The organism is Oceanicaulis sp. (genome assembly GCA_040112665.1).
Lineage (GTDB): Bacteria > Pseudomonadota > Alphaproteobacteria > Caulobacterales > Maricaulaceae > Oceanicaulis.
Genome location: CP157796.1, coordinates 2553185 through 2576251, shown reverse-complemented (window position 1 = coordinate 2576251; position 23067 = coordinate 2553185). Strand labels below are relative to the sequence as shown.

The window sequence follows — 23067 nt, the reverse complement described above, 5'->3', positions numbered from 1 at the left end:
GCCGTCATGTTCACCGATCTCTACCTCCGCGCCGCCGATGAAGCCGCCCTCAAAGCCGCACTCCCGTGGGCGGTCCACGATGCGGACGTGCCGGACGGCCCGAGCGCGGGCGACTGGAAAACATCCGAGCCCGGCCTCTACGCCCTCGACCTGATCGGCCCGATCACCGTGACCGATGCGGTCCTAGACGAAGACGGCGAGACGGTTCTGACGCCTCCCGTGGTCGATGAGGGCTTCCACGCGAACCTGCGGCTGATCGGGGCGTATACGCCGAACGTGCCGGCCGAGGTGATCGTGCAGCCGACCGCGCCGCGCCGGGTGTTCGCGTAGCGCACGCCCTTACACCCGCCGACGACGATCCGCCCGGCCGCCGCGCCGGGCTTTTTCATGCCTGAAGGGAAAGGCTTTTCGTGTCGCCAGTTCACCGCATACCGCCGGGCGCGTCCGACGCGCCGGGCGCCGTCATCGCCCATGTCAGCGCCGGGGCGGCGGGCGTCGCCTCGCTCGGCGTGTTCATCGCGCAAAGCCATATCCTGTTGCCGCTGGCCGGCATGGGGTGCGGGTTCTGCCTGCTCTTCTGGCTGCGGCGAAAGCTGCTCTGGTGGGAGCGGCTGTTCTACGCGCTGGCGAGCTTCTTCGCGGCGCTCCCCTTCGTCTGGCCGATCTCGGACTGGGCGCTCGCCGCCTGGCCCGGCACGCCGCCAAGCGCCCGGATGGCGGTCGGGTTCCTCACGATGATGACCCTGCTCCCGCTGGTCATCCTGCTGCGCGCCGGCACGAAGTGGATCGAGGACAACCCGGCGGCGGCGTGGCTGTGGATCAACAACCGCCTGCCCGAGCGATGGCGGTGGAAGCCGAAGCCGAAGCCGCCCGAGCCCCCAGGCGGCGGGGCGGGGGGCTGACATGCCCGTCCATGATCGCGCGCTCGAAGCCGCGCTCCCGCCCGCCTACGCCTTCCTCGCCCGTCACCCCGGCCCGCCGATCCTGCTCGAGGCGCTCGCGCTCTACGGCACGGTCGAGACGCCGGGGCCGGCCAGCAATCCGGTGATCGACGGATGGCTCGCCGAGCTGGTGCTCGCCAACGCGGTTCCGGCATGGGCGGGCGACGTGTTCACCGACGACGCCGTGCCGTGGTGCGGGTTGTTCGCGGCGATCTGCGCGCACCGCGCCGGGTGCGCCGTTCCGGCGAAATTCCTCCGCGCGCGCGAATGGACGGGGTTCGGCGATCCGGTCGATGCGCCGGCGGTCGGCGACGTGCTGGTGTTCTGGCGGGGCAAGCGTCACGGCACGGCCGGGCACGTGGGGCTCTACGCGGGCGAGGACGCCGAGGCTTTCCACGTGCTCGGCGGCAACCAGTCCGACGCCGTCACGATCACGCGCATCGCCCGAGACCGCCTGCTCGCCGCGCGCCGCGCGCCGGTGAAACCCGGTGGCCATCCGGGCTGGGGCGAGCCCGCCCTGATCGAGCCCGGCGGCGCCGGGCTTTCCACAAACGAAGCCTAGGAGGCCGTCATGCATACTCTGAAAATCACGCTGCGCCGGACCGGCGCAGTGCTCGTGACCTGTCTCGTGCTCGCAATCTTCGGCGCGGCGTGCGGCTACGTCTTCAGCGCACTGGCCGCGCCGGTCATGCGCCTGGTGCTCGGCGCAGCCCCGGACCCGTTCATCGCAGCCGGCGTCTGTGCGGTCGCCGCGAACCTGTTCGCCGCCTTGCTGGTCTGCATCGCCGGGCTGGTGCGCCTTCGCGATCGGGTGCGGTCATGATCCGCGCGCTCATCGCAAGCCCGCTGGCGCTGAAAATCGCCGGCGGGGCGGCGCTGGCGGCCGTCACCGCCGCGCTGACGGTGATCGCCCTGCAGGCCCGCACGATCGACCGGCTCGAAGCGCGCATCGGCGATCCCGAGACCGGGCTCGTCGCGCTGCTGACCGCGGCGGAGCTGCGCGCCGACACGCTCGCGGCCGCCGTCGAAATCCAGAACGGCGCGGTCCTGGACCTGCAGGCGCGCGGGCGGGCCGCGACCGAGCGCGCGGCGGCCGGGATCGACGCGGCCGGACCGGTGATCGACACGGGCCGCGCGATCGCCGCGCGCGTCGAACCGGCCGGCCCGGCCGGTTCGCCTCAGACAGAGGCGGCCAGGTGCGCCGCCTATGACGCCGCCGCCGCCCGGATCGACGCCGAGGCGCGGCTGCTGCTCGCCGCGATGGAGACCCGCCCATGACCCGCTTCCTCGCCGCGCTCTGCGTTATTGCGCTGGCGCTCGCCACGGGCGGGTGCGGTGCAACCCCGAAACCCGAGGCCGTGCGCACCGTCGAGGTGCTGACACCGGTCCCGGTGTCCTGCGTTCCCGACCGGCCGGAGCTGCGCAGCCCGCCTGAGTACCGGATCGGCGTCGCGGACATTCTCGCCGCCGCCGGCCCGCTGAAGGGCGAGCTCGCCTTCCGCGCCCTGGCCGAGCGCATCGCCCGGCTCGAAGAAATCGAGCCGGTGATCGCGGCCTGTGCGGAGGTGTGACATGCGCGTCGTGATCGAAAACGGGAAGCCGGCGTTCGAGACCGACGCCGGCGCGCCTTTTCCTTTCGGTGTCGCCGTATTGTCGCTGAGCTATGTCAAGGGCGCCGCGGTCGAAGCCGAGATCGCGCTCGATCTGGTCAAGGTCCGCGCGATGATCAGGCCGCGCGTCTGCCTGTCCGTCGACGGCGAGCTGAAGCGGGTCGCGAAAATCGAGTTCGAAGACGGCTCGACGCTCGACGCGGACGCCCTGCGCAAGCTGGCCGAAAGCTAGGCGAACGCCGTTCGCCTGGTTTACAGCGTGGGCGTAAGGTATTGGAAGTTAAAGGGGCCGATTTGGGCCGGTTTACAGCCAAGATGTTGATTTACTTCATGCGCCCCCGGCCTGGGGGACCAGGGGTCGCCGGTTCGAATCCGGCCGCTCCGACCATTTCTCTTTTCTGAATATAGGTATCCGCACTGGCCTGCGAACCGCAGGCGGTCCATGCTCGGCTTGAGCTTGCTTGGGGAGGCGGAATTGAAGAACGCTCTCATCATCGGTGCGGCGGCCATCGGGCTTTCAGGCTGCGCCCTGACCGGCGGCAGCGCGGACTTTTCGACCGCCGATTGCCCGGACCGGCCCGCGACGAACATCGTCTTCTGGTGGGAGACACCGGCGCTGCAGCCCGGCGAGGCGGTCACCCTGACGCCGTACTACACCGAACGCCCGGGCATGATGGAGGCGCTGCCGCCTGCGTGCGTCACCGGCGCGAGCCTCAGCCCGAAGGGCGCAGCCTCGCTCGGCCGCGACGAACTCGGCGGGCTGGTCGTCACGATCGACGACAACGCTCCGACTGGCCCGGTCAGGATCGAGGCGACCTATGCACGCGCAGGCTCGGTGAGGGCGCATGTCAATGTCTATGACGCCGCGGCCGCTCCGCTGACCGGCCGCTGGCGGCAGGAGGACAGCGCCTGCGCCGCGCAGGGCGCCGAACCGATTCGCGAACTCATCTTCGAAGGCGACGGCGAGTTTTCCGTCACCTGGACCCCGTTCGAGACCTACAAGGATTACTGGGGCCGGTACACGTACGACCCGGCTTCGGGCGCGCTCACGCTCGAACCGGAAAGCGGCAATCAGATCCCCGGCGACATAAAGAACGGCACGGTGGTCCTGAGCGAAGACGGCGCCACGCTGACGCTTGAAACCGCTTCGTTCGGAACGCCGCGCACCAGCAGGCGGTGCACGGCGCCGTTCGTCAGGGGCCGGTGAGCGTCAGCTGCAATTCGACATATCGACCGTGCAGCTGCAGCGAACCGGTCCTGACGGCCCGGATATGGACTGGGCCGGGCGTATGAGCGTGCACCGCGCCTCGCACTGCTGCACGAGGCTGCGACCGGGGGTGCGCCATTCGAGCGTCGCCGGGCAATAAGCCGTTCCGGTCGGGCTGCATGAAGGGGCCGCCACGCCGGCGTTCGACGGTTCGGCGCAGGAGATCGCTCGGGGCGCTTCGAAGCTGACTTCGTGGACGACAGGGGCGCGTGCCGGTTGGGCGGCCTGCACAGTTTGTGGCTGCTCAGCGAGTGCCTGCGCGGTGAGGAGCCCGAAGGCGACAAGGCTGGCGCAGAACAGGACGTTCAAGAGACGAAGCATCGCGTACTCCTTTCTCCGAGGGCCCGGCCGATCCGGGCGCCGGTGCGGATTAAGGATATTACCGGATAGGAAATAGGGCCTTAGCAAGCTAAAAAACCGAGCCAGCTCTCAGCGGCCCCTGAGGTCGCTCACGATGAGCCCGGCTGCGATCATCAGGCCTGCAGCGCTCGCTGCGAAGAACCACAGGCCCGGCAGGCTCGCCGCGTTCAGCGCCCCGGCGCTCGACCAGACGACGATCAGGATCGCGACTACGAGAACATCGGTGAGCGACCAGCGGCCGACCCAGTCCATGAATTTGGCGAAACCGGTCACGCCTGAACCACTCGGACGCAGATGCAGTGCGGTGAGCCCGACGCATTTGAGTAGCGGCGTCACGATCGAGAAGATGAAGACGAGCGCGGCGAGCCCGAGCTCGCCCTCCTCGTAAAGCGCCTGCACGGACTGAAGCAGCGAGTACTCCGTCCTGAACACCCAGAGCTGCCGGGTCTCCATGACCGGAAGCCAGAGCCCGAGCGCCAGGAAGGGCACGCTGAGGATCAGGAGCACGCGCGCCAGAGCCCCGCCGGCCGGGCCGGGGCGTGCGCCGCTTTCGGCGGAAGCGGGCAGGGGATCGGTGAGCGCCATCTGGCCAGTCTCGCCGATCCCGCCGCTTGTGTCTCGCTCTTAATAGCCGCTCAGCCGGGCGACCTCGCCCGCGCCGAACGCGTCGTCGCCGAGATACTCCCCGGCGGCCTGGGCGCGCTTGTAGTACAGCCCGATATCGTACTCGTCGGTCATCCCGACCCCGCCATGCATCTGGATGCCTTCGGCGGCGGACAGGCGCGCGACCTGGGTGGCCTTGGCTTTCGCCGCCGCGCACCAGAGCGGGGCCTGGCTGGGCTGGGTGTCGAGCGTGGTGAGCGCCCGTCGCACCAGCGACTGGGTCAGTTCAAGCTCGCCATAAAGATGGGCGGCGCGGTGCTGCAGCCCCTGGAACGTCGCGATGGACACACCAAACTGCTCGCGGCCCTTGATGTAGTCGAGCGTCACGTCAAAGGCCTGAAGCGCCGCGCCGTAAAGCTCGGCGGCCTGGCAGGCGCGTCCGGCGTCCAGCAGCAGGCGGTAGGCCGCTTCGGGATCTTCCGCGCCTGAGAGGATCGCCTCGCCGGTCAGCTTGACGTCGTCGAAGACGATGTCGGCGGGGACGTGGCTGTCCACCGTGCGGCGCGCCGTGCGCTCGACGCCCTCGGCTTCGGGATCGACGAGGAACAGGTTGATCCTGTCGTCCTCGGTGCGCGCGGCGACGATCAGAACGTCTGCGCCCATCGCATTGACGACATAGCGTTTCTTGCCGCTGAGCCGGAACCCGTTGCCGTCGGCGACCGCGCGCGTGTCGATCTTTTCGGGCGCGTGGCGGGCTTTTTCGTCGATGGCGAAGGCGATGACGGTCTCGCCGGCCGCGATTTTCGGCAGCCAGGCCGATTTCTGGCTCTCGGTTCCGGCGAGATTGAATGCGGTGGCCCCGAGCACGGCGGTGGACAGATAGGGCGAGGCGGTCAGCGTGCGGCCGATCTCCTCCAGGATGACGCCGGCGGCGGAATAGCCCATGTCGACCCCGCCATGGTCTTCGGATACGAGCACGCCGGTCCAGCCCATCTCGGCCATCTGGCCCCAGAGCTCACGGGAAAACCCGACCGGGTCCTTCGCGTCGCGCAGCTTGCGCAGGGCGGATACTGGCGAAGCCTCGGCCAGGAACCCGCGCGCGGAATCGCGCAGCATCTGTTCGTCTTCGGTGAGAACGAAGCTCATCGATCAAATCTCCGGTCTTAAATGATCAGGCGCTCGGAAGGTCGAGCACGCGCTTGGCGACGATGTTGAGCTGGATCTCGCTGGTCCCGCCCTCGATGGAGTTTGCGCGGCTGCGCAGCCAGGACCGCGCCGGGTCGCCGTCGCTTTCCTTTTCGCCTTCCCAGAGCAGGCCGTCATAGCCCAGCGCGCTCATGTTCAGCTCGTTGCGGCGCTTGTTCAGCTCGGTGCCGATATATTTCAGCATCGAGGCGCGCGCGCCGACGCCTTCGCCGTGGTCGGCCTCTTCCTTCACCCGGCGCATGGTCGCGTCGAACGCCAGACCGTCGATGGTCAGGCGCGCGACGTCGCCGCGCAGGATCGGGTCGGACAGCCGCCCGTCCTCCTCGACTTCGCCCGACTGGTGAGCGGCAGTGACCGGGTTCAGCCCGCCGAACGCGGCTTCGGAAACGATGCCGGCGCGCTCGTGGCTGAGCAGGTATTTGGCGATCTCCCAGCCCTGACCGGCCTCTCCGAGGCGGTTCTTGGTCAGCGCCTCGGCGTCGTCGAAGAAGGTCTCGCAGAAGGGCGACTTTCCGCTAATGAGCTTGATCGGCTTGGTGGAGACGCCCTTCTGATCCATGTCGATCAGAAGGAAGGAGATGCCGGAGTATTTCGGCGCGTCAGGCTCGGTGCGCACGAGCGCGAAGATCCAGTCGGACTTGTCCGCATAGCTCGTCCAGACCTTCTGGCCGTTGACGATGTAGCGGTCGCCCTTGAGTTCGCCCTTGGTGCGCAGGGAGACCAAGTCGGAGCCCGCGCCGGGCTCGGAATAGCCCTGACACCAGCGAATCTCGCCACGCGCGATCGGGGGGAGATGCTCGAGCTTCTGTTCGTGCGTCCCGTATTTCAGAAGCGCCGGGCCGAGCATCCAGATGCCGAAGCTGTCGAGCGGGCTACGCGCGCCGATCGCCTTCATTTCCTCCTTGAGGACGAAGGCCTCTTCCTTGGAGAGCCCGCCGCCGCCGTATTCGGTCGGCCAGGTCGGCACGGTCCAGCCCTTCTCCACCATGCGCTCGAACCAGACTTTCTGATCCTGGCTTGCGAAGGTCCAGTTCTTGCCGCCCCAGCAGATGTCGGCTTCCGAGCGGATCGGCTTGCGCATGGCCTCGGGGCAATTGGCCTCGAGCCAGGCGCGGGTTTCCTTGCGGAACGTGTCGAGCGACATGGCGCATCTCCTCCCTGACGTTTACGTAAAGGGTAAGCGCCGCATGCGGCGCTGACCAGTCCCGGCCTGCGAGTTGCGGCGAAAGCGCACGTCGCTCTTGCCCGCCGCGCCCGAGCCGATAAGTACCGCGCAACATCACCACAACGGAGACGCCGAGCATGCGCGCCGCGACCGCTCTTCCAAAGCCGTTCTCAGCGCCGGAGACCGACCGCGCCATGTTCTGGTGGCTGGTCGTCGTGGCCGCCTTCGTCTGCGCCATGATCCTGGTGGGCGGCGCGACGCGGCTGACTGATTCGGGCCTGTCCATCGTTGAATGGCGGCCCGTAACCGGCGCGATCCCGCCGCTGACCGAGGCGGGCTGGGAAGCCGAGCTCGAGAAATACCGCCAGATCCCGGAATACCAGATCCAGAACCGCGGCATGTCCATGGCCGAGTTCCAGTTCATCTACTGGTGGGAATGGGGCCATCGCCAGCTCGGCCGCACGCTCGGCCTCGTCTATTTCATCCCCTTCGTCTTCTTCCTGTGGAGCGGGCGCGCGCCGAAGCGGCTGCGGCCCCGGCTCTGGGTGCTGTTCGCGCTCGGCGGGCTTCAGGGCGCGATCGGCTGGTGGATGGTGTCCTCAGGGCTCAGCGAGCGGCTGGACGTGAGCCAGTACCGGCTCGCCACCCATCTCGCCATGGCGTTCGTGATCCTCGGGCTCACGCTCTGGACAGCGCTCGAATTGCGTTACGGCGAAACGCGCGTCACGCAGCGGACACGCTATTTCCCATGGGCGGCGGCGTTCTGGGCGGCGATCCTGCTGCAGGTGGTGCTCGGCGCGTTCGTCGCCGGTCTCGACGCAGGCCGCATTCACACCACATGGCCGGGCTTTCACGGCCGGCTGTTCCCGCAGGACTACCTCTCGGGAATGCCGTTCTTCCAGGCGATCTTCGAGAGCCGTCCGGCGGTGCAGTTTCAGCATCGCTGGTTCGCCTATGCGCTGGCGGTCGCCGGCGGGGTGCTGGCCTGGGCTTTTCACAGGAGCGGCGACAAGGTCCTGCGCAACTTCGCGCTCGTTCTTCCGGGCGTGCTGGCGGTGCAGATCGTTCTGGGGATCGCCACGCTGGTCATGGCCGCGCCGCTGTCGCTCTCGCTCGCCCACCAGGGCGGCGCGATCGCGCTCTTCCTGACCGCGGGGATGGCGGCCTGGACTGCGGCGCGGGCCCTGCCTCAGGCTCAGCCGGTCTCGCCGCCGGAAACCACCGCCCGGGAGACGACCTCGCGGGCGACCAGCTTGATGCGCGAGTCCGAGCGGTCATAGACGGCCACCAGACCAGACGAAAACGCCATGCCGCCATAGCTCTGACCGGTGAGCGCGAGCGCGACCGGCTGAGCGATCGCGGGTGCGTTGAGCCCCTCTTCGAACACGATCTCGGTCGCGGTCTCCAGCGTCGTCGCGTCGAAAACGGTCAGCACGCCGGTCTCTGCCGAGGCGGCGAGCACGCTCGGCCGGCCCAGCAGCTCGGAATAGGCGACGTCGCTGACCGACACGCCGGCGCGGAAGGCGCGCGTTTCGCCGGACATGTCCACACGGGCGAGGCCGGCGTTAGGATCGCCGACGATGAGATCATCGCCGGCCGCCGCGCAGGTTTTCGCAGCGAAGGGCAGGGCGATGCGCGCCGTTTCAGCTAGCGTGAGACCGTCACCGCCGGTGTCGCGAATGCGGAATACGACCGCTTCGGCGTCTTCCGCCAGGACCGCGATTTCGACATAGCCGATCCCGGCGCTGTACCGGCACACGCCGGCCGCGCTTTCGATCGCCTCGTCGCCTTCGAGCGGCAGCTCGACAACCTCTCCGGCCTGCTGGATGACGGCGAAGCCGCGCAGCGCGCCATTGGTGTCGGCGCCGAACAGTAGCGGGAACTGCTCGCCGCGCAGCGGAAAGTCCGGCGCCGCGGCGAGGCCGTTCAGAACCGGGCCGGGCGCGGACGCGATCGCCTCGCCCTCGACGGAGAAGATATCGAACCCGCCATCGCTCAGCGCCGCGGCGACCAGCCCGGTCCAGGGCGTCTCGCCGCTGGGCAGGAAGGTGAGGCCGCGAACGGGGTCGCTGGGCTCGAAAACGCTGGTCACCACCGCGCTGCGGCGCTCGACGTCGCTTTGGGCTTGCGTGTCGGTGCGCGGCGCGTCGGCGTCTTCAGGCGCACCACAGGCGGTCAGGCCTGCAGCGGCGAGTCCGACCGCGACGCCCAGGGCCCGCGCACGGCGAAGGTGCGTCCCGGTCCGTTCTGGACGTTGAAGAAGAGGATCGTTCCGTCGGGTGAGAAGCATGGTCCGGTGATCTCGCTGTATTCGCCCGAACTGTCCGGGCTGGCGTTACGGCCGATCGTATAGACCCGGCCTTCTGGCGTCACACCCCTGATGTATTGCTCGCCGTCGCCGTCTTCCACGACGACGAGATCGCCCCAGGGCGCCACAGTGATGTTGTCGCATTTCTCCATCACCGCGGCCGAGGTCGATTCAAAGAGCAAGGTCAGCTCTCCGGGCTCCTCGCGCTCCTGGGCGTAGCCTTCGAACCTCGACGGTCTGTAGCGCCAGATCTGGCCGATTTGTTCCGGTCCGCCGTCGGTGCAGCACCAGAACACCTCGCCCTCGCCGAACCACATGCCTTCGCCGCGCGTGAACGCTGCGGCGCCGGCTGCGACCGCGCGCGGCGCGAGGTCGTTGTCCGGATTGTGGATCGCCCGGAGATCGATCCAGGCCGCTTGGAGGGGGCGGCCGACCTCGATCCGGTCGGCGTCGCCCCAATTGTACGTATTCGCGCCGTGCCGTCCCGCGATCGCGAGCGCCTGCAGGCGTCCCCCGCGCCAAAGTTCGCCGGGACGGTCGGGCAGAAAGCGCGTGATCAGGCTCGGCCGGTCGTCTTCGGTCTGGTAGACGATCCCGGTCGCCGGATCGACGGCGCAGGCTTCGTGCTTGAACCGTCCCAGCCCGCGCAGAGGCACCGGATCGACGAGCCCGGTCGCGGCGGCGTCCACCTCGAACGCGTAGCCGTGGTCGAGCCGGCCGGTCTCGCCCGCCCGGCTGAGCGTTTCCTCGCAGGTGATCCACGAGCCCCAGGGCGTCGGCCCGCCTGCACAATTGTTTTCCGTCCCGGCGATCGACAGGAACTGCCGCACCACACGGCGGGTCTGAGGGTCGACATGCAGCGTGGTCGTGCCGCCTAGATGCGGCGCGCCGCCGGGCGTGAAGTCGTAGAGCCGCGAAATATCGATGCGGCCCAGGCGCTCGGCGTTCTCTCCGAAGGCGGAGAGTTCCGTCTCGTGGGGCCGGAGTTCGTGATTGCGCACGAGCGTCACCAGCCCGTCCGGGCCGGCGAAGGCGGCCATGCCGTCATGATCGCCCGGCACCAGAAGGCCGTCGTCCATCGGGTCGCCGGTTTCAGACAGCGTGACATAATCGAACCCGGCGGGCAGGTCGAACAGGCCGCGCGGATCGCTGCGGAGGGGGCCGAAGCCCTGAACCTCGTTCTGATAGCCTTCCGGTCGGCGCGCCGCGCAGGCGCTCAGCGTCGGCAATCCGGCGAAGGCGAGCGAGGTCGCCGCGGCGCGGCTCAGAAACTTGCGTCGATCCAGCGTCATGGCGGGGCTCCAGGCAGCGCTTCGGACCCTGTTTAGCCGATCGCGAAATGCTTGAATATACGGAGGGGTTTAAAACTACGGTATCTAAATACCGTATCGCTAACCAGCTGGTCTGCTTTCTTTTTTCGAACGCGCTTGACGCTGAACGGGGGTGCGGGTACCAAGCGCGCTCTTCGCGCGGAGGGCTGGCCTTCGCGCGCAACGGATCAACCCGAAGGCTGACGCGATGAAGACCTTTACCGCCAAGCCCGCGGACGTCGAGAACAAGTGGGTCGTGATCGATGCGGAAGGCGCCGTCGTCGGCCGTCTCGCTGCATACATCGCCACGCGTCTCCGCGGCAAACACCGTCCGGACTTCACCCCCCATGTCGACACCGGCGACCACGTCGTGGTCATCAACGCCGACAAGGTGGTGTTCACCGGCCGCAAGTACTCCGACAAAGTCTACTACCGGCACACCGGCCATCCGGGCGGCATCAAGGAAACCACCCCGCGCAAGGTGCTCGAGGGGCAGTTCCCCGAGCGCGTGCTCGAAGCCGCCGTCAAGCGCATGCTGCCCAAGGAAAGCCCGCTGGCCCGCCAGCAGTTCTCCAAGCTGCGCGTGTACGCCGGCGCTGAGCATCCTCACGAGGCTCAGCAGCCCGAAGTCGTCGACTTCAAGTCCATGAACAAGAAAAACGCGCGGAGCTGAGAATGGCTGAGCAAGCTCGTTCCCTCGAAGACCTGAAGTCCGCGCTGCAAGACGCGGGCTCGGAGATCGTTCCCGAGGCCCCCGAAGAAGAAATCGTCGCCGAGCCGAAGATCGACGAACACGGCCGCGCCTACGCCACCGGCAAGCGCAAGAACGCTATCGCGCGCGTCTGGATCAAGCCGGGCAACGGCAAGATCACGGTCAACGGCCGCGATCAGGACGTTTACTTCGCCCGTCCGGTCCTGCGCATGGTGATCAGCCAGCCGTTCGAGACCGCCGAGCGTATGAACCAGTACGACGTGGTCGCCACGGTCACCGGCGGCGGCCTGTCCGGCCAGGCCGGCGCGGTGCGTCACGGCATCTCCAAGGCGCTGACCTATTACGAGCCCACGCTGCGCAAGGTGCTGAAAGCCGCCGGCTTCCTCACCCGCGACTCCCGCGTGGTCGAGCGCAAGAAGTACGGCCGCAAGAAAGCCCGCCGCAGCTTCCAGTTCTCGAAGCGCTAAGGCTTACGGCATACGCATGCGGAACGGGCGGTCCTTCGGGCCGCCCGTTTTCGTTTGCCGCTAGAGAAAGGCCAGTACGATCAGGGCCACGCCGAGCAGCCCCGCGAAACCCGCCCAGATGCGGGCCCGGCCGGGCGAAAGCAGCGAGCTCGCCACGCCCAGAAACGGCCGCGGGATCACCATCAGCGACAGACCTTCGATCGCGCTCAAGGCAAGCACCACCGTGATCACGACCGCGCGCCAGTCCCCCAGACCATGATGGGCGATCAGTCCGGCGGCCGAGAGGAAATAGACGAGCACTCCGATCGAAAAGGCGAGGCCTGGCCGGTCAGAAAAATCCTTCATCATCGCCTCGAGCTTCCCGGGCCTGCCGCCGACCGCAGCCGCGGCGGCGAGGGCGTAAACGCCGATCACGAGGGCGATTGCACCGGTCAGATCCATCTCCGGCTCCTTTGCGAGCTTTTTCTCCGCCGTAGATGAACGCCCCGCCGCCTCAGGCGTTCGGCAGCCCATGTTCTTTGACGGATGGCAGGATATCTGGCGCGTGCTGATCGTCGGGGCGACGGCCTATGTGGCGCTGGTCGCGATCTTGCGTGTCACCGGCAAGCGAACCCTGTCGAAGATGAACGCTTTCGACCTCGTGGTGACCGTCGCGCTCGGCTCGACCTTGGCCTCTGTGATCCTCTCAAAAGATGTCAGCGTGTCGGAAGGCGTCGCCGCCTTCCTGCTGCTTTGCGGTCTGCAGTTCGTGGCGACGTTCGCCGCCACCCGCTCGGAGCGCTTCCAGAGCCTGATCAAGGCCGACCCTGCGCTCATCTTCCATCAGGGGCGGTTCTTACGCGGCGCAATGAAGCGCGAGCGCGTCACAGACGAGGAGGTGCGGGCGGCTGCACGCGATTCCGGTTACGGCGATCTCAAGGACGTCGCGGCCGTCGTGCTCGAGACGGACGGGTCGTTCACGGTGCTCGGGCAGGGCGAGGATCCCGCGCCGGAGGGCGGCGATCTTACGACAGAGCCCGCTCAAAGAGGCTGAGTGCGGTCGCGACGCTCATCTGACGCACCTTCGACCGCCCGACATCGCCGAAGCAGCGCCGCACGGCCTGGGTGGGCAGGCCTGTCTCCGCCAGCGCGAACCAGACCAGGCCCACGGGCTTCTCCGCCGTTCCGCCGCCTGGGCCTGCAACGCCGGTGATCGAAACTGCGAGCTGTGCCCGGCTGCGGGCGAGGGCGCCTTCGGCCATGGCGCGCGCCACCGGCTCGCTCACTGCGCCGTGGGTGTCGATGAGGCCGGCCGGCACGCCGAGCAGTTCGGCCTTCGCGTCGTTGGAATAGGTCACGAAGCCGCGGTCGACGACGGCCGAGGAGCCCGCGATCTCTGTAAGCGCGGCCGCGACGAGGCCGCCCGTGCAGCTTTCCGCCGTCGCCAGCATGACGCCGGCGTTTTTAGCCAGGACGAGGACCGATTGGGCGCGAGCGTGTTCCGGGGTCATCCGAGCCTCACCGTCACCGCCGCTTCGGCCGCCAGGCCTTCGCCACGGCCGATGAACCCCAGTTTTTCTGTCGTCGTCGCCTTGATGTTCACACGGCGTGAATCAAGCCCGAGCAGCGCAGCGACCCGGACTTTCATCGCAGTCTTGTGCGGTCCGATCTTCGGCTTTTCGCAAATCAGCGTCACATCGCAATGTACAGGAAAAGCATGGGCTTCCGCAGCAATCTTCACAGCATGCTGCAGAAACATCGCTGAGTCCGCGCCTTTCCACCGGTCGTCGGTGGGCGGGAAATGCTCGCCGATATCGCCGAGCCCCGCCGCGCCGAGCAGCGCGTCGGTGATCGCGTGAAGGCCCGCATCCGCATCCGAATGCCCGATCAGGCGGAGCGGGCAGGCGATGAACACACCGCACAGATGCACGCCGTCACCTGGCGCGAGCCGGTGCACGTCGTATCCGATCCCTGTCACGCTCATCGCGGCCTGCGGGCCGCTCGGCGCAAGCATCGTCTCGGCGCGGGCGAAGTCTTCCGGCCAGGTCAGCTTGAAGTTCGCTTCGTCGCCCGGAACGAGCCGAACCTCGAACCCGGCCGCGCGCGCGAGCGAGACCTCGTCGGGGAAGTCCTGATCTCGCTGTGTTTCAAACGCCTCGATCAGCCGCGCGGTGTGAAACGCCTGCGGGGTCTGCATCCGCCACAGGCCGCTGCGGTCCACAGCTTCGATTCCCGCCGCGCCGTCTCGGACCAGGGCGTCGGAGAGGGGCAGGGCGGGGGCAGCGCCGTCCGCGTCGTCCAGCGCCGTCGAGAGGTCTGAAAGAACGCGCGCCGTGAGGCCGGGCCGGGCGGCGTCGTGGATGAAGACGCGGCCGCAAGTCGCAGCCCTCACAGCGTTTTCGACCGAACGGGTCCGGCTCGATCCCCCCTCGACCAGCCGGACCGGCGTCCGCACGTCGCCGAGTGCGGCGTAGACCTGATCGGCCTGGCCCGGACCGTGCGCGACAACGATCTCTGCGCAGTCGGGATCTGAGTCGAACGCCTTCGCGCTCCAACACAGAACCGGCGCGCCGGCCAGCAGGCGGAACTGCTTTGGTTCGCCGCCACCGGCGCGTTCGCCGCGTCCGGCGGCGACGATGCAGGCGCTGTAGGTTCGTTCGGTCATGGGCGAAGCGTTACGGCGTCTGGAAGCGGGCGTCCAGACACGGTATCAAGCCCTTGATGACGCAGGCGCGCGAACTTTCCCTCGACGGCTTCACGATCGGCCCGGTCCGGGTCGACCGTCCGGTGCTGCTCGCGCCGATGTCGGGCGTGACCGACTGGCCGATCCGCAAGCAGGCCTATCGCTTCGGCGCAGGCCTGGTGGTCAGTGAGATGGTCGCCTGCGAAACCCTCGCCCAGGGCCGCGAAGACGTCGTGCGCCGCATGGCCGCCGATCGTACGCTCGGCCCCCACGTCGTCCAGCTCGCCGGCCGTGAGGCGAAATGGATGGAGATCGGCGCGAAACTCGCTGAGGACGCGGGCGCGGAGATCGTCGACATCAACATGGGCTGCCCGGCCAAGCAGGTGACGCGCGGCCTTTCCGGATCGGCGCTGATGCGCGATCTCGACCATGCGCTCGAGCTGATCGAAGCGACGGTGAACGCCGTCTCGATTCCGGTGACACTGAAAATGCGGCTGGGCTGGGACCATGACTGCCTGAACGCCCCTGAGCTGGCGGCCCGCGCCCAAGCGGCCGGGGTCAAGATGGTCACCGTGCACGGGCGAACACGCCAGCAATTCTACAAGGGCCGGGCGGACTGGTCGCTCGTGGCGAAGGTTCGTGACGCCGTGAGCATCCCGCTCGTCGTTAATGGCGACATCGCCACCGTCGAGGACGCGCGCGCGGCTCTGAAAGCTTCCGGCGCGGACGCGGTGATGATCGGCCGCGCGAGCCAGGGCCGGCCCTGGCTGCCGGGCGCAGTTGCCGATGCGCTGCTTTCGGGCGGTGCGCTTCGTGAACCGGGCGTGGAGACGGGCGCGGCGAGCCTCGCCGAAGCGCTTGAAGACGCCGCGACGCTCTATGGCGAGGCGCTCGGCGTGCGCTGCATGCGCAAGCATTTTGCGAGCTTTGTGGAATGGGCGGAACCTGATCCGGACGACGCGAAGGCTTGGCGCGGCCGGCTGTGCCGGGCGAGCGCCGTCGCCGAGGTGCTCGCAGAGCTCACCGCCTTCATCGGGCGCGACCGGCGGTCGGCGGCGTGACCGACGCGGCCGCGCGCGCTGCGGAGACGGCCTCGGTCGGCCTCATCCTGCTCGACGAGACCGGTGCGGTCTCTTTCCTCAACGCCAGCGCGGAGATCTTGCTGGGCCGGTCGCGGCGCAAGCTCGTCGGCCAGAAGCTGGACGCCGCAGGGCCGATCGCAGCCGCTGCTGCGGGGCTGGCCCGCCGAGCGGTGGACGAGGCGCGCGACGTCTTCGCCCATGATCTGCCCTTTGCTGCGGAAGGCGGCCAGATCCGGCTCTCCATCGACGCCGCCCCGGAAGGAACGGGCGCCTGTATCGCCATCCGCCGCTGGCCTGAAACCGGCGCGAGCCCCAGAAGCGACGCGGCGGCGAACGCGGCGGCCGGGTTCGGGCGCATGCTGTCGCATGAACTCAAGAACCCAATCGCCGGAGCGCGCGGCGCCGCCCAGCTGATCGCTCAGAGCGGCGACGCGGAAACCGCCGAACTCGCTGGCGTGATCGTTAGCGAGCTTGACCGCGCCCGCCGCATCGCCGACCGCTGGAGCCGGATCGGCGATATCGCGCCCGCGCCGTTCGAAGCCGTGAACCTCCACGCCCTCGTCCGCGACGCGGTGAAGGCCGCCGCAGCCCATAGCGGAGAGGCCGTCGCGTGGGAGGAGCATTTCGACCCATCCATCCCGGACGCCTTCGCCGATCGCGACCTGGTCTTTCAGGCGCTCCTGAACCTGCTCATCAACGCCACTGAAGCGCTCGACGCAGGGGGGCGGGTTTCAGTGACCACGCGCTATCGTGCGTCCAGGCCTGGCGGACCCGCGCCCGACGCCCGGCTCGAGATCGAAGTGCGCGACGACGGTCCGGGCGTTCCGGACGGGCTGAAGGAAGCGATCTTCAATCCGTTCGTGACCGGCAAGCCGGCGGGCGAGGGGCTCGGGCTGGCGCTCGTCTCCCGGATCGCCGACCTTCACCGGGGCGGGGTGGAGTTCGACAGCCGGCCCGGCGAGACCGTGTTCAGGCTTTATCTTCAGGAGGCGCGCTGATGGCCGGCCGGGTGCTCGTGCTCGAAGACGACGATTCGCTGCGGCTCGTGATCTCCAAGGCGTTGTCGCGCGCCGGATTCGAGGTGCGTTCGACCGCTACGCCGCAGACCGCGATCGAGAAGATGGCGGCGGGCGAAGCCGACGCGCTCGTCGCAGACGTGCTGCTCGGCCGGGAAAATTTCCTCGACCGGCTGGACGAGGTCGCCCGGCTCAGACCCGACGCGCCGGTCGTGGTGATGAGCGCGCAGACGACCGCCGGCACCGCGATCAACGCCGCCAAGGGCGGGGCTTTCGAATATCTCCCCAAACCCTTTGATCTCGATGAGCTGGTCGCGATCCTGCAGCGCGCGTTGAATCTGCCTTCCGCCGAGAAGCACGCAGGATCAGATGGTTACGCCGGGCTCGTCGGGCGCTCGCCGGCGATGCAGGACGCGTTCCGCACGCTCGGTCGGCTCGCCGGTCGGCGTGAGCCGGTGCTGATCGTCGGCCCGGAAGGCTCCGGCCGGGCTGCTGCGGCGCGCGTGCTGCACGCCGAGGGCGGCGGCGCAGGCCCGTTGGTCGAAGCCGGCCCTGAAGCGCTCGCCGACCGTGGCGCGGCGATTTTCGCCGAAGCGGGCGAGGGGGCCGTGCTGCTGCGCCGGGCGGACGCCTGGAGCGTGCGGGCGGGAGCTATAGTGCTCGAACAGCTCGAAGCCGAGAAGCGCGGCCCGCGCGTGCTCGTCACCGCAGGGCCGGATGTTCGCGACCGGCTCGAAGCGCCGCTTCTCGATCGGCTCGCCATCGGGCTCGTCGAATGTCCGCCGGTCCGGCATCGGGGCGCGGACCGTTCGCTCCTGTTTCGCCATTTCCTGAGCGCAGCGGCACGGGGCGCGGCGATGCTGAGCTCTGACGGTGCGCGGTTTGTGGACGCACAGGCCTGGCCCGGCGAAGTGCTCGAGATCAAACGGGTCGCTGAACGCATCGCTGTTCAAGGCGCGCGCGGCGAAATCGGGCCGGACGATGTCGCCGCGGCCATGTCCGCACCCCGCCGCGCCGACCCGCGAACCGTGCTTGAAGACGCAGCCGCAAGGCTGTTCGCTGCGCTCGAAGCGGAAAACGATCCAGAGATCGCCCAGACCGCCCAGGCCGCGCTCGAAACAGGTCTCATACGCGCTGCGCTCGAGGCCTCCGGCGGCGTCCGTCAGGACGCGGCCAAGCGCCTGGGGATGAACCGCAACACCTTCGCCCGGCGGATCGCCGTGCTCGGACTAGATGACGGCGCAGATGCGCCCTGAATGTCACAGTCGTTGAAATCGGGTCACAGTTGGATCACACTCGGCGCGTGCTGAAGGAATCTGCCCACGTGCGAGCCCTTGCCGCCGCCCCCGGCGCGGTCAAACGCGTCTCCATGTTCGGCGTGGCGTTTTTTGCTGCGGCCGGCGGCGCTGTGGCGCTGGCGCTCATGGCGGTCGGCGGGGAGGGGACCTTCGGCCCCGGCGGTGCGGTGTTCGCCGCCGCATTGGCCTTCGTGGCGGTGGTCACGCTCGGGCTCGGAGTGCTGGTCGGCATCAAGGCGACGCAGAACCTCAGGGCCCGAAAGCTCGGCGAGCCCGTCCCGCGGCTCCAGCTCCGCTTCATGACCCTGTTCGCCGTCGCCGCCGTGGTTCCGGCGCTCCTAATGGCGGGGTTTCAGGCGCTCGTGCTGGGCCGGGGCATCGAGTTCTGGTTCGGCCAGCACGTCAATTCCGTGGTCGAACAGTCCGCCGACCTCGCCCGCGAATGGCCTCAGGTCGCCATGCGCAGCGCGCAGATCCAGCTCAACGGGCTGTCGCGAGACCTGTCCTTCCCCGATGCGCTCCGCGGAATGCGCGACAATCGCATCCTCTACAGGCGCTATCTCGTCGAGCAGGCGCGGCTGCGCGGGTTTCCGGCGCTTTACATCGTCAACGATCAGGCCGCCGTGCTCGCCCGGGCGGAACCGGCCGCCGACGCGCCGGCCTATGTCGCCCCCTCTCAGTCGATGTTCGACATTGCAAACGAGGGTGATATCGGCACCTCAGACCCGCAGGTGCGGGAAAACGGGCCCGATTACGTCCGCATGCTCGTCCGGCTGCCGAACACCGAAAACCTTTATCTCTATACGCTCTGGTACGTCGATTTCTCGCTTCTGAGCGCCCAGGAGGAGATGACGAACTCCTTCCGCGAGGCCGAAGCGCGCGAAGCGCAGATGCGCGGAGGCTTCTTCCTCGTCTACGCGCTCGCATCAGCATTGATCTTCGTCGGCGCAGTCTGGCTGGCGCTGTCTTCTGCCCGGCGGGTCGTCGATCCGGTGAGCCGCCTGGTCTCCGCCGCCGAGCGTGTGCGCAGAGGCGATCTCGACGCCCGGGTGGACGTCGCGCGGGACGACGACGAGATCGCTGCGCTCGGCCGGGCCTTCAACCGGATGACCCGGCAGTTGTCGAGCCAGCGCGGCGAGCTGATCGCAGCAAGCGAAGAATCCGAACGCCGCCGCGCCTTCATCGAGGCCGTCCTGACCGGCGTCAGCGCGGGGGTCATCGGTCTCGAGCCCAGCGGCCGGATCATGCTGGTGAACCGCTCCGCCGCCCAGTTGCTGGGCTGCGAGCCCGAAGATCTCGTCGGCGAGCCGCTGGAGACGGCCGCTCCGGTGTTCGAGACGGTCGTTCAGGACGTGCTGCGCCGCCCCGAGGAGATCGCCGAGCGTCAGATCGACGTCGCCGCCGAAGACGGCGCTGTCGTGCACCTCAACGTCCGGGCCGGTCACGACGAGGAGGGCGGGCTCGTCATCACCTTTGACGACGTCACGCGCCTGGTCGCCGCACAGCGTAACGCCGCATGGCGCGACGTCGCCCGCCGGATCGCCCATGAGATCAAGAACCCGCTCACGCCGATCCAGCTGAGCGCCGAGCGCTTGCGCCGCCGTTACCGCGACCAGGTCGAGGAGGCCGGTCTCGAAACCTTCGACAAGTGCGTTGACACCATCGTGCGCCAGGTCAGCGATATCGGCAGGATGGTCGACGAGTTCTCCGCCTTCGCCCGGATGCCCGCGCCGAAAATGGAGCGGGTCGATCTCAACGAGATCGCGGGTGGGGCGGTTTTCGCCCAGCGAGTGGCGAGCCCCGCGATCAAGTTGCCGTTCGCCATGCCCGAGGCGCCGGTCACTGTGGAGTGCGACAGCCGGCTTGCGAGCCAGGCGCTCGCCAACATTCTGAAAAACGCCGCCGAAAGCGTGTCTGCCCGCATGGAGCAGGACGGCGCGAAGACGCAAGGATCGATCTCGGTCCGGGTCTATCGCGACAACGGTTTCGGGGTGATCGAAGCGCGCGACGACGGGCTGGGCTGGCCCACCGCCGACAAGGCGCGCCTGACCGAACCTTACATGACCACGCGCGAGAAAGGCACGGGGCTGGGCCTGGCCATCGTGCGCCGCGTCATGGAGGACCATGGGGGAAGGCTTGAGCTGGACGACCCGCCAGAGGGTCAGACCGGCGCGGTCGTCAGACTGGCCTTTCCCTTGCTTGAACCCGACCCAGGCGCGCTGGAAGCGCCGGCGCGAGCGGAGGCGTGACCCAAGATGGCCCAGGACATCCTCATCGTCGATGACGAGGCGGACATTCGCGACCTCATCGGCGGCCTTCTCGAAGACGAGGGCTTCGAAGCCCGCTACGCCGGAGACGCGGACTCCGCGCTCGCCGCAATCCGGCAAAGAAAACCGGCGCTTGCGGTGCTCGACGTCTGGCTGCAAGGCAGCCGGCTGGACGGCATCGAATTGCTCGAAGAAGTGAAGAAGGCCGATCCGGCCCTTCCGGTCGTCGTGATTTCCGGTCACGGCACGATCGAGACGGCCGTCGCGGCCATTCGCAAGGGCGCGTACGACTTCATCGAAAAGCCGTTCAAGTCCGACAAGCTCATCGTCACCATCGAGCGCGCGCTGGAAACCAGCCGCCTGCGCCGGGAAAACGCCGAGCTTCGCGCCAAGACCGAAATCCACGGCGAACTCGTCGGCCAGTCGCCGGCCGCCGTTCTGCTGCGCCAGACCGTGGACCGGGTCGCGCCGACCAATTCGCGCGTGCTGATCTCCGGCCCGCCGGGCTGCGGCAAGGAGCTTATAGCGCGGATGATCCATGGCGGCTCGCTGCGCAAGGACGGCGCGTTCGTGCCTGTCGGCGCGGCGACGATGGATCCCGACCGGGTGGAAGAGGAGCTCTTCGGCGTCGAGCGCGAGGGCGCGGTGGAACGTGTCGGCCTGCTCGAACAGGCCCATGGCGGCACGCTGTTCCTGGACGAGGTCGGCGACATGCCGCTCGCCACCCAGGGCAAGCTTCTGCGCATGCTGGTCGAGCAGCGCTTCCGGCGCGTCGGCGGCGGCGCCGACGTCGAGGTGAATGTCCGCGTCCTGTCGTCGAGCGCGCGCGATCTGCGCGGGCTGATCGCCCAGGGCCGGTTTCGCGAGGATCTCTATCACCGCCTCGCCGTGGTGCCGATCGACGTGCCGTCTCTGGCCGAACGCCGCGACGACATTCCCGACCTCGTCGATCATTTCATCGAGCGGCTGACGGCGATGAGCGGTCTGCCGCGCCGGCGCATCGGCGAGGACGCCATGGCTGCGCTTCAGGCCCATGACTGGCCAGGCAATGTCCGCCAGCTCAGAAACAACGTCGAACGGCTGCTGATCCTGGCCTCGGGCGAGCCCGACGAGCCGGTGACGCTCGACAGCCTGCCCGGCGAGGTCGCAGGGCGCGGTCGCGAGGAATCCGGCGGCTTCGACGCCGAGCGCATGATCGCCTTGCCGCTAAGGGATGCGCGTGAGAAGTTCGAGCGCGAATACCTCAGGGCCCAGATCAACCGTTTCGGGGGCAATATCTCGCGTACGGCCAGCTTCATCGGCATGGAACGCTCAGCGCTCCACAGAAAGCTCAAGACGCTGGGCGTGAACGGCTCGTCGCGGCCTGACGAGGCGGACGCGGAAAAAGCCTCCTGACCAAGCTCCACGAAGGCGTCTCATGAAAGCAGTCGTTTGCGGCGCCGGCCGGGTCGGCTACGGGATCGCGCGCGAACTCGCCGCCGAAGGCAACGCGGTGACCGTGGTGGACTGGTCGCGCGAGCTCATCGACAAGGTGACGACCGATCTCGACGTGCGCGGCGTGGTCGGTCACGGCTCGCATCCTGACGTGCTTGAGCGCGCCGGCGTGCGCGACGCCGATCTGCTCGTGGCGGTGACCTATTCCGACGAGACGAACATGGTCGCCTGCCAGGTGGCCCATTCGCTGTTCGAGACCCCGACGCGGATCGCGCGGGTGAGGGCGCAGAGCTATCTCGACAAGCGGTGGGGCGACCTGTTCAGCCAGGGCGCGCTGCCGATCGACGTGACGATCTCGCCGGAACTCGAGGTCAGCCGTTCGATCCTGCAGCGGCTCGAAACGCCGGGCGCTTTCGCAACAGCGCCGTTCGCGAACTCGCGGGTCCAGGTGCTGGGGCTTTCAGTGGACGAAAGCTCGCCCGTCGCTGGAAGTTCCCGCGATCAGATCCTTGAACTTTTTCCGGATCTCGGCTTCGACATTGTCGGGGTTCATCGCGACAAGACGCTGTTCATCCCCGAAGGCTCCGACCCGCTCATGCCAGGCGACGACGTTTATGTCGGGCTCTCCGCGAGCCATGTGAAGCGTGCGCTCGACGTATTCGGCCGTTCGGTTCAGCGCGCACGCCGTATCGTCATCGTCGGCGCAGGCAATATCGGGCTCTATGTCGCAAAGGCGCTCGAACGGGTCGGCGGCGTGCGGGTCCGGCTCATCGAGCGTGACAAGGAGCAGGCCGAGCGCGCGGCGGATTCGCTGCGCCGCACGGTGGTCCTGCATGGCGACGGTCTTGATCGCGAGGTGCTTCGCGAGGCCGGGGTCGAGGACTGCGAGCTGGCCCTTTGTCTGACCAACGACGACAAGGTGAACCTGCTCTCCGCGGTGATGGCCAAGCGGGAAGGGGCCCTGCGCTCGCTTTGCCTCGTCAACGATCAGGCCTTCTATCCGGTCAAATCCGCGCTCGATGTCGACGTGCTTATCGATCCGCGGGCCGTGACGGTCTCCACCATCCTGCAGCACATCCGCCGGGGCCGGATCACCGGGCTGCAGACGCTCGCCGGCGGTCAGGCCGAGGCGCTCGAAGGGGTCGCGCTCGCAACGTCGCCGCTGGTCGGCAAGCCTTTGAACGGTCTTGATCTTCCTGAAGGCGTGGCGATCGCCGCCATGGTGCGCGGCGACAAGGTTTTCTTCGCGCGTGACGCGGCGACCATCGAGGAGAACGACCGGGTGGTGTTCTTCGCGCTCAAGGCGGCGGTGCCGAAGGTCGAGCAGATGTTCCGCGTCAGCCTGCAGTATTTCTGACC

At 68.2% G+C, this 23067-nt stretch carries 26 protein-coding genes; 18 read left to right on the top strand and 8 right to left on the bottom strand.

What is annotated here, in order from left to right; translation table 11 throughout:
* Nucleotides 1-6: 6 nt before the first annotated feature.
* The 8 genes from ABL308_12645 to ABL308_12610 all read left to right on the top strand — a co-directional run bounded on the left by ABL308_12645 (nt 7) and on the right by ABL308_12610 (nt 3758).
* On the top strand, nt 7-330 hold the full coding sequence (locus ABL308_12645; GenBank protein ID XBQ15792.1) for a hypothetical protein: 324 nt from the start codon (nt 7-9) through the stop codon (nt 328-330).
* Nucleotides 331-410: 80 nt separating this feature from the next.
* A complete protein-coding gene (locus ABL308_12640) occupies nt 411-902 on the top strand; it encodes a hypothetical protein (GenBank protein ID XBQ15791.1) in 492 nt (163 codons plus the stop codon).
* A 1-nt stretch (nt 903) separates the two neighbouring features.
* The gene (locus ABL308_12635; protein ID XBQ15790.1) at nt 904-1503 is read left to right on the top strand and encodes a TIGR02594 family protein; all 600 of its coding nucleotides are present in this window, start codon (nt 904-906) and stop codon (nt 1501-1503) included.
* Nucleotides 1504-1512: 9 nt separating this feature from the next.
* On the top strand, nt 1513-1764 hold the full coding sequence (locus tag ABL308_12630) for a hypothetical protein (GenBank protein XBQ15789.1): 252 nt from the start codon (nt 1513-1515) through the stop codon (nt 1762-1764).
* A complete protein-coding gene (locus tag ABL308_12625) occupies nt 1761-2219 on the top strand; it encodes a hypothetical protein (GenBank protein XBQ15788.1) in 459 nt (152 codons plus the stop codon). The genes ABL308_12630 and ABL308_12625 overlap by 4 nt, the downstream gene beginning before the upstream one ends.
* The gene (locus tag ABL308_12620) at nt 2216-2512 is read left to right on the top strand and encodes a hypothetical protein (GenBank protein XBQ15787.1); all 297 of its coding nucleotides are present in this window, start codon (nt 2216-2218) and stop codon (nt 2510-2512) included. The genes ABL308_12625 and ABL308_12620 overlap by 4 nt, the downstream gene beginning before the upstream one ends.
* Before the next feature lies 1 nt (nt 2513).
* Nucleotides 2514-2783, top strand: coding sequence for a hypothetical protein (locus ABL308_12615; GenBank protein XBQ15786.1), 270 nt, complete (start codon nt 2514-2516; stop codon nt 2781-2783).
* Nucleotides 2784-3026: 243 nt separating this feature from the next.
* Complete coding sequence (locus ABL308_12610) at nt 3027-3758, top strand: hypothetical protein (GenBank protein XBQ15785.1); 732 nt, start codon at nt 3027-3029, stop codon at nt 3756-3758.
* A 489-nt stretch (nt 3759-4247) separates the two neighbouring features.
* Here ABL308_12610 and ABL308_12605 read toward each other — a convergent pair whose 3' ends face one another.
* From ABL308_12605 to ABL308_12595, 3 genes are read right to left on the bottom strand one after another with little or no spacing between them, the layout of a single operon-like run.
* Nucleotides 4248-4763, bottom strand: coding sequence for a paraquat-inducible protein A (locus ABL308_12605; GenBank protein XBQ15784.1), 516 nt, complete (start codon nt 4761-4763; stop codon nt 4248-4250).
* Between the two features lie 39 nt (nt 4764-4802).
* On the bottom strand, nt 4803-5927 hold the full coding sequence (locus tag ABL308_12600) for an acyl-CoA dehydrogenase (protein XBQ15783.1): 1125 nt from the start codon (nt 5925-5927) through the stop codon (nt 4803-4805).
* 25 nt (nt 5928-5952) lie between these two features.
* A complete protein-coding gene (locus ABL308_12595) occupies nt 5953-7131 on the bottom strand; it encodes an acyl-CoA dehydrogenase family protein (GenBank protein XBQ15782.1) in 1179 nt (392 codons plus the stop codon).
* 158 nt (nt 7132-7289) lie between these two features.
* On the opposite strand from ABL308_12595, the gene ABL308_12590 reads away from it, so the two are divergent.
* Entirely contained in the window at nt 7290-8432 is a 1143-nt protein-coding gene (locus ABL308_12590) for a COX15/CtaA family protein (GenBank protein ID XBQ15781.1), read from the top strand.
* Here ABL308_12590 and ABL308_12585 read toward each other — a convergent pair.
* Complete coding sequence (locus ABL308_12585) at nt 8348-9244, bottom strand: hypothetical protein (protein XBQ15780.1); 897 nt, start codon at nt 9242-9244, stop codon at nt 8348-8350. The genes ABL308_12590 and ABL308_12585 overlap by 85 nt on opposite strands.
* An 83-nt stretch (nt 9245-9327) precedes the next feature.
* Nucleotides 9328-10752 carry an alkaline phosphatase PhoX gene (locus tag ABL308_12580; protein ID XBQ15779.1) on the bottom strand — a complete coding sequence of 475 codons (1425 nt, stop codon included), beginning with the start codon at nt 10750-10752 and terminating at the stop codon, nt 9328-9330.
* A gap of 226 nt (nt 10753-10978) precedes the next feature.
* On the opposite strand from ABL308_12580, the gene rplM reads away from it, so the two are divergent.
* Nucleotides 10979-11443: a 50S ribosomal protein L13 gene (rplM, locus tag ABL308_12575; protein XBQ15778.1), complete on the top strand. Its 465-nt coding sequence runs from the start codon at nt 10979-10981 to the stop codon at nt 11441-11443.
* A gap of 2 nt (nt 11444-11445) precedes the next feature.
* A complete protein-coding gene (gene rpsI, locus ABL308_12570; protein ID XBQ15777.1) occupies nt 11446-11949 on the top strand; it encodes a 30S ribosomal protein S9 in 504 nt (167 codons plus the stop codon).
* Between the two features lie 60 nt (nt 11950-12009).
* Here the strand turns inward: rpsI and ABL308_12565 are convergent, their stop codons facing one another.
* Entirely contained in the window at nt 12010-12390 is a 381-nt protein-coding gene (locus ABL308_12565) for a DUF2065 domain-containing protein (protein XBQ15776.1), read from the bottom strand.
* A gap of 70 nt (nt 12391-12460) precedes the next feature.
* Here ABL308_12565 and ABL308_12560 point away from each other — a divergent pair, with 70 nt between their 5' ends.
* Nucleotides 12461-12982, top strand: a complete 522-nt coding sequence (locus ABL308_12560; protein ID XBQ15775.1) for a YetF domain-containing protein — start codon at nt 12461-12463, stop codon at nt 12980-12982.
* Here ABL308_12560 and ABL308_12555 read toward each other — a convergent pair.
* Nucleotides 12954-13439, bottom strand: coding sequence for a CinA family protein (locus tag ABL308_12555; protein ID XBQ15774.1), 486 nt, complete (start codon nt 13437-13439; stop codon nt 12954-12956). The genes ABL308_12560 and ABL308_12555 overlap by 29 nt on opposite strands.
* Nucleotides 13436-14593 carry a bifunctional 2-C-methyl-D-erythritol 4-phosphate cytidylyltransferase/2-C-methyl-D-erythritol 2,4-cyclodiphosphate synthase gene (locus ABL308_12550; protein XBQ15773.1) on the bottom strand — a complete coding sequence of 386 codons (1158 nt, stop codon included), beginning with the start codon at nt 14591-14593 and terminating at the stop codon, nt 13436-13438. Before ABL308_12550 ends, ABL308_12555 begins: the two co-directional genes overlap by 4 nt.
* A gap of 56 nt (nt 14594-14649) precedes the next feature.
* Between ABL308_12550 and dusB the strand changes: the two genes are divergently transcribed.
* The 6 genes from dusB (at nt 14650) to trkA (ending at nt 23065) form a co-directional block, all read left to right on the top strand.
* On the top strand, nt 14650-15672 hold the full coding sequence (dusB, locus tag ABL308_12545; protein ID XBQ15772.1) for a tRNA dihydrouridine synthase DusB: 1023 nt from the start codon (nt 14650-14652) through the stop codon (nt 15670-15672).
* Nucleotides 15669-16691 (top strand): ATP-binding protein, encoded by a 1023-nt coding sequence (locus ABL308_12540; GenBank protein XBQ15771.1) that lies wholly within the window; start codon nt 15669-15671, stop codon nt 16689-16691. Before dusB ends, ABL308_12540 begins: the two co-directional genes overlap by 4 nt.
* Nucleotides 16691-17965 (top strand): response regulator, encoded by a 1275-nt coding sequence (locus ABL308_12535; GenBank protein ID XBQ15770.1) that lies wholly within the window; start codon nt 16691-16693, stop codon nt 17963-17965. The genes ABL308_12540 and ABL308_12535 overlap by 1 nt, the downstream gene beginning before the upstream one ends.
* A 68-nt stretch (nt 17966-18033) precedes the next feature.
* Complete coding sequence (locus ABL308_12530; GenBank protein ID XBQ15769.1) at nt 18034-20256, top strand: PAS domain-containing sensor histidine kinase; 2223 nt, start codon at nt 18034-18036, stop codon at nt 20254-20256.
* Nucleotides 20257-20262: 6 nt separating this feature from the next.
* Nucleotides 20263-21669 carry a sigma-54 dependent transcriptional regulator gene (locus ABL308_12525; protein ID XBQ15768.1) on the top strand — a complete coding sequence of 469 codons (1407 nt, stop codon included), beginning with the start codon at nt 20263-20265 and terminating at the stop codon, nt 21667-21669.
* 22 nt (nt 21670-21691) lie between these two features.
* Entirely contained in the window at nt 21692-23065 is a 1374-nt protein-coding gene (trkA, locus tag ABL308_12520; protein ID XBQ15767.1) for a Trk system potassium transporter TrkA, read from the top strand.
* Nucleotides 23066-23067 lie beyond the last annotated feature (2 nt).

Bases quoted from the DNA above. Each gene is read 5' to 3' on its own strand.
- ABL308_12615 (XBQ15786.1), top strand. From the start codon at position 2,514: ATGCGCGTCGTGATCGAAAACGGGAAGCCGGCGTTCGAGACCGACGCC.
- ABL308_12630 (XBQ15789.1), top strand. From the start codon at position 1,513: ATGCATACTCTGAAAATCACGCTGCGCCGGACCGGCGCAGTGCTCGTG.
- rplM (XBQ15778.1), top strand. From the start codon at position 10,979: ATGAAGACCTTTACCGCCAAGCCCGCGGACGTCGAGAACAAGTGGGTC.
- ABL308_12600 (XBQ15783.1), bottom strand. From the start codon at position 5,927: ATGAGCTTCGTTCTCACCGAAGACGAACAGATGCTGCGCGATTCCGCG.
- ABL308_12620 (XBQ15787.1), top strand. From the start codon at position 2,216: ATGACCCGCTTCCTCGCCGCGCTCTGCGTTATTGCGCTGGCGCTCGCC.
- ABL308_12560 (XBQ15775.1), top strand. From the start codon at position 12,461: ATGTTCTTTGACGGATGGCAGGATATCTGGCGCGTGCTGATCGTCGGG.
- ABL308_12565 (XBQ15776.1), bottom strand. From the start codon at position 12,390: ATGGATCTGACCGGTGCAATCGCCCTCGTGATCGGCGTTTACGCCCTC.
- ABL308_12590 (XBQ15781.1), top strand. From the start codon at position 7,290: ATGCGCGCCGCGACCGCTCTTCCAAAGCCGTTCTCAGCGCCGGAGACC.
- ABL308_12595 (XBQ15782.1), bottom strand. From the start codon at position 7,131: ATGTCGCTCGACACGTTCCGCAAGGAAACCCGCGCCTGGCTCGAGGCC.
- ABL308_12535 (XBQ15770.1), top strand. From the start codon at position 16,691: ATGGCCGGCCGGGTGCTCGTGCTCGAAGACGACGATTCGCTGCGGCTC.
- ABL308_12635 (XBQ15790.1), top strand. From the start codon at position 904: ATGCCCGTCCATGATCGCGCGCTCGAAGCCGCGCTCCCGCCCGCCTAC.
- ABL308_12555 (XBQ15774.1), bottom strand. From the start codon at position 13,439: ATGACCCCGGAACACGCTCGCGCCCAATCGGTCCTCGTCCTGGCTAAA.
- ABL308_12525 (XBQ15768.1), top strand. From the start codon at position 20,263: ATGGCCCAGGACATCCTCATCGTCGATGACGAGGCGGACATTCGCGAC.
- rpsI (XBQ15777.1), top strand. From the start codon at position 11,446: ATGGCTGAGCAAGCTCGTTCCCTCGAAGACCTGAAGTCCGCGCTGCAA.
- trkA (XBQ15767.1), top strand. From the start codon at position 21,692: ATGAAAGCAGTCGTTTGCGGCGCCGGCCGGGTCGGCTACGGGATCGCG.
- ABL308_12550 (XBQ15773.1), bottom strand. From the start codon at position 14,593: ATGACCGAACGAACCTACAGCGCCTGCATCGTCGCCGCCGGACGCGGC.
- ABL308_12605 (XBQ15784.1), bottom strand. From the start codon at position 4,763: ATGGCGCTCACCGATCCCCTGCCCGCTTCCGCCGAAAGCGGCGCACGC.
- ABL308_12645 (XBQ15792.1), top strand. From the start codon at position 7: ATGTTCACCGATCTCTACCTCCGCGCCGCCGATGAAGCCGCCCTCAAA.
- ABL308_12625 (XBQ15788.1), top strand. From the start codon at position 1,761: ATGATCCGCGCGCTCATCGCAAGCCCGCTGGCGCTGAAAATCGCCGGC.
- dusB (XBQ15772.1), top strand. From the start codon at position 14,650: ATGACGCAGGCGCGCGAACTTTCCCTCGACGGCTTCACGATCGGCCCG.
- ABL308_12580 (XBQ15779.1), bottom strand. From the start codon at position 10,752: ATGACGCTGGATCGACGCAAGTTTCTGAGCCGCGCCGCGGCGACCTCG.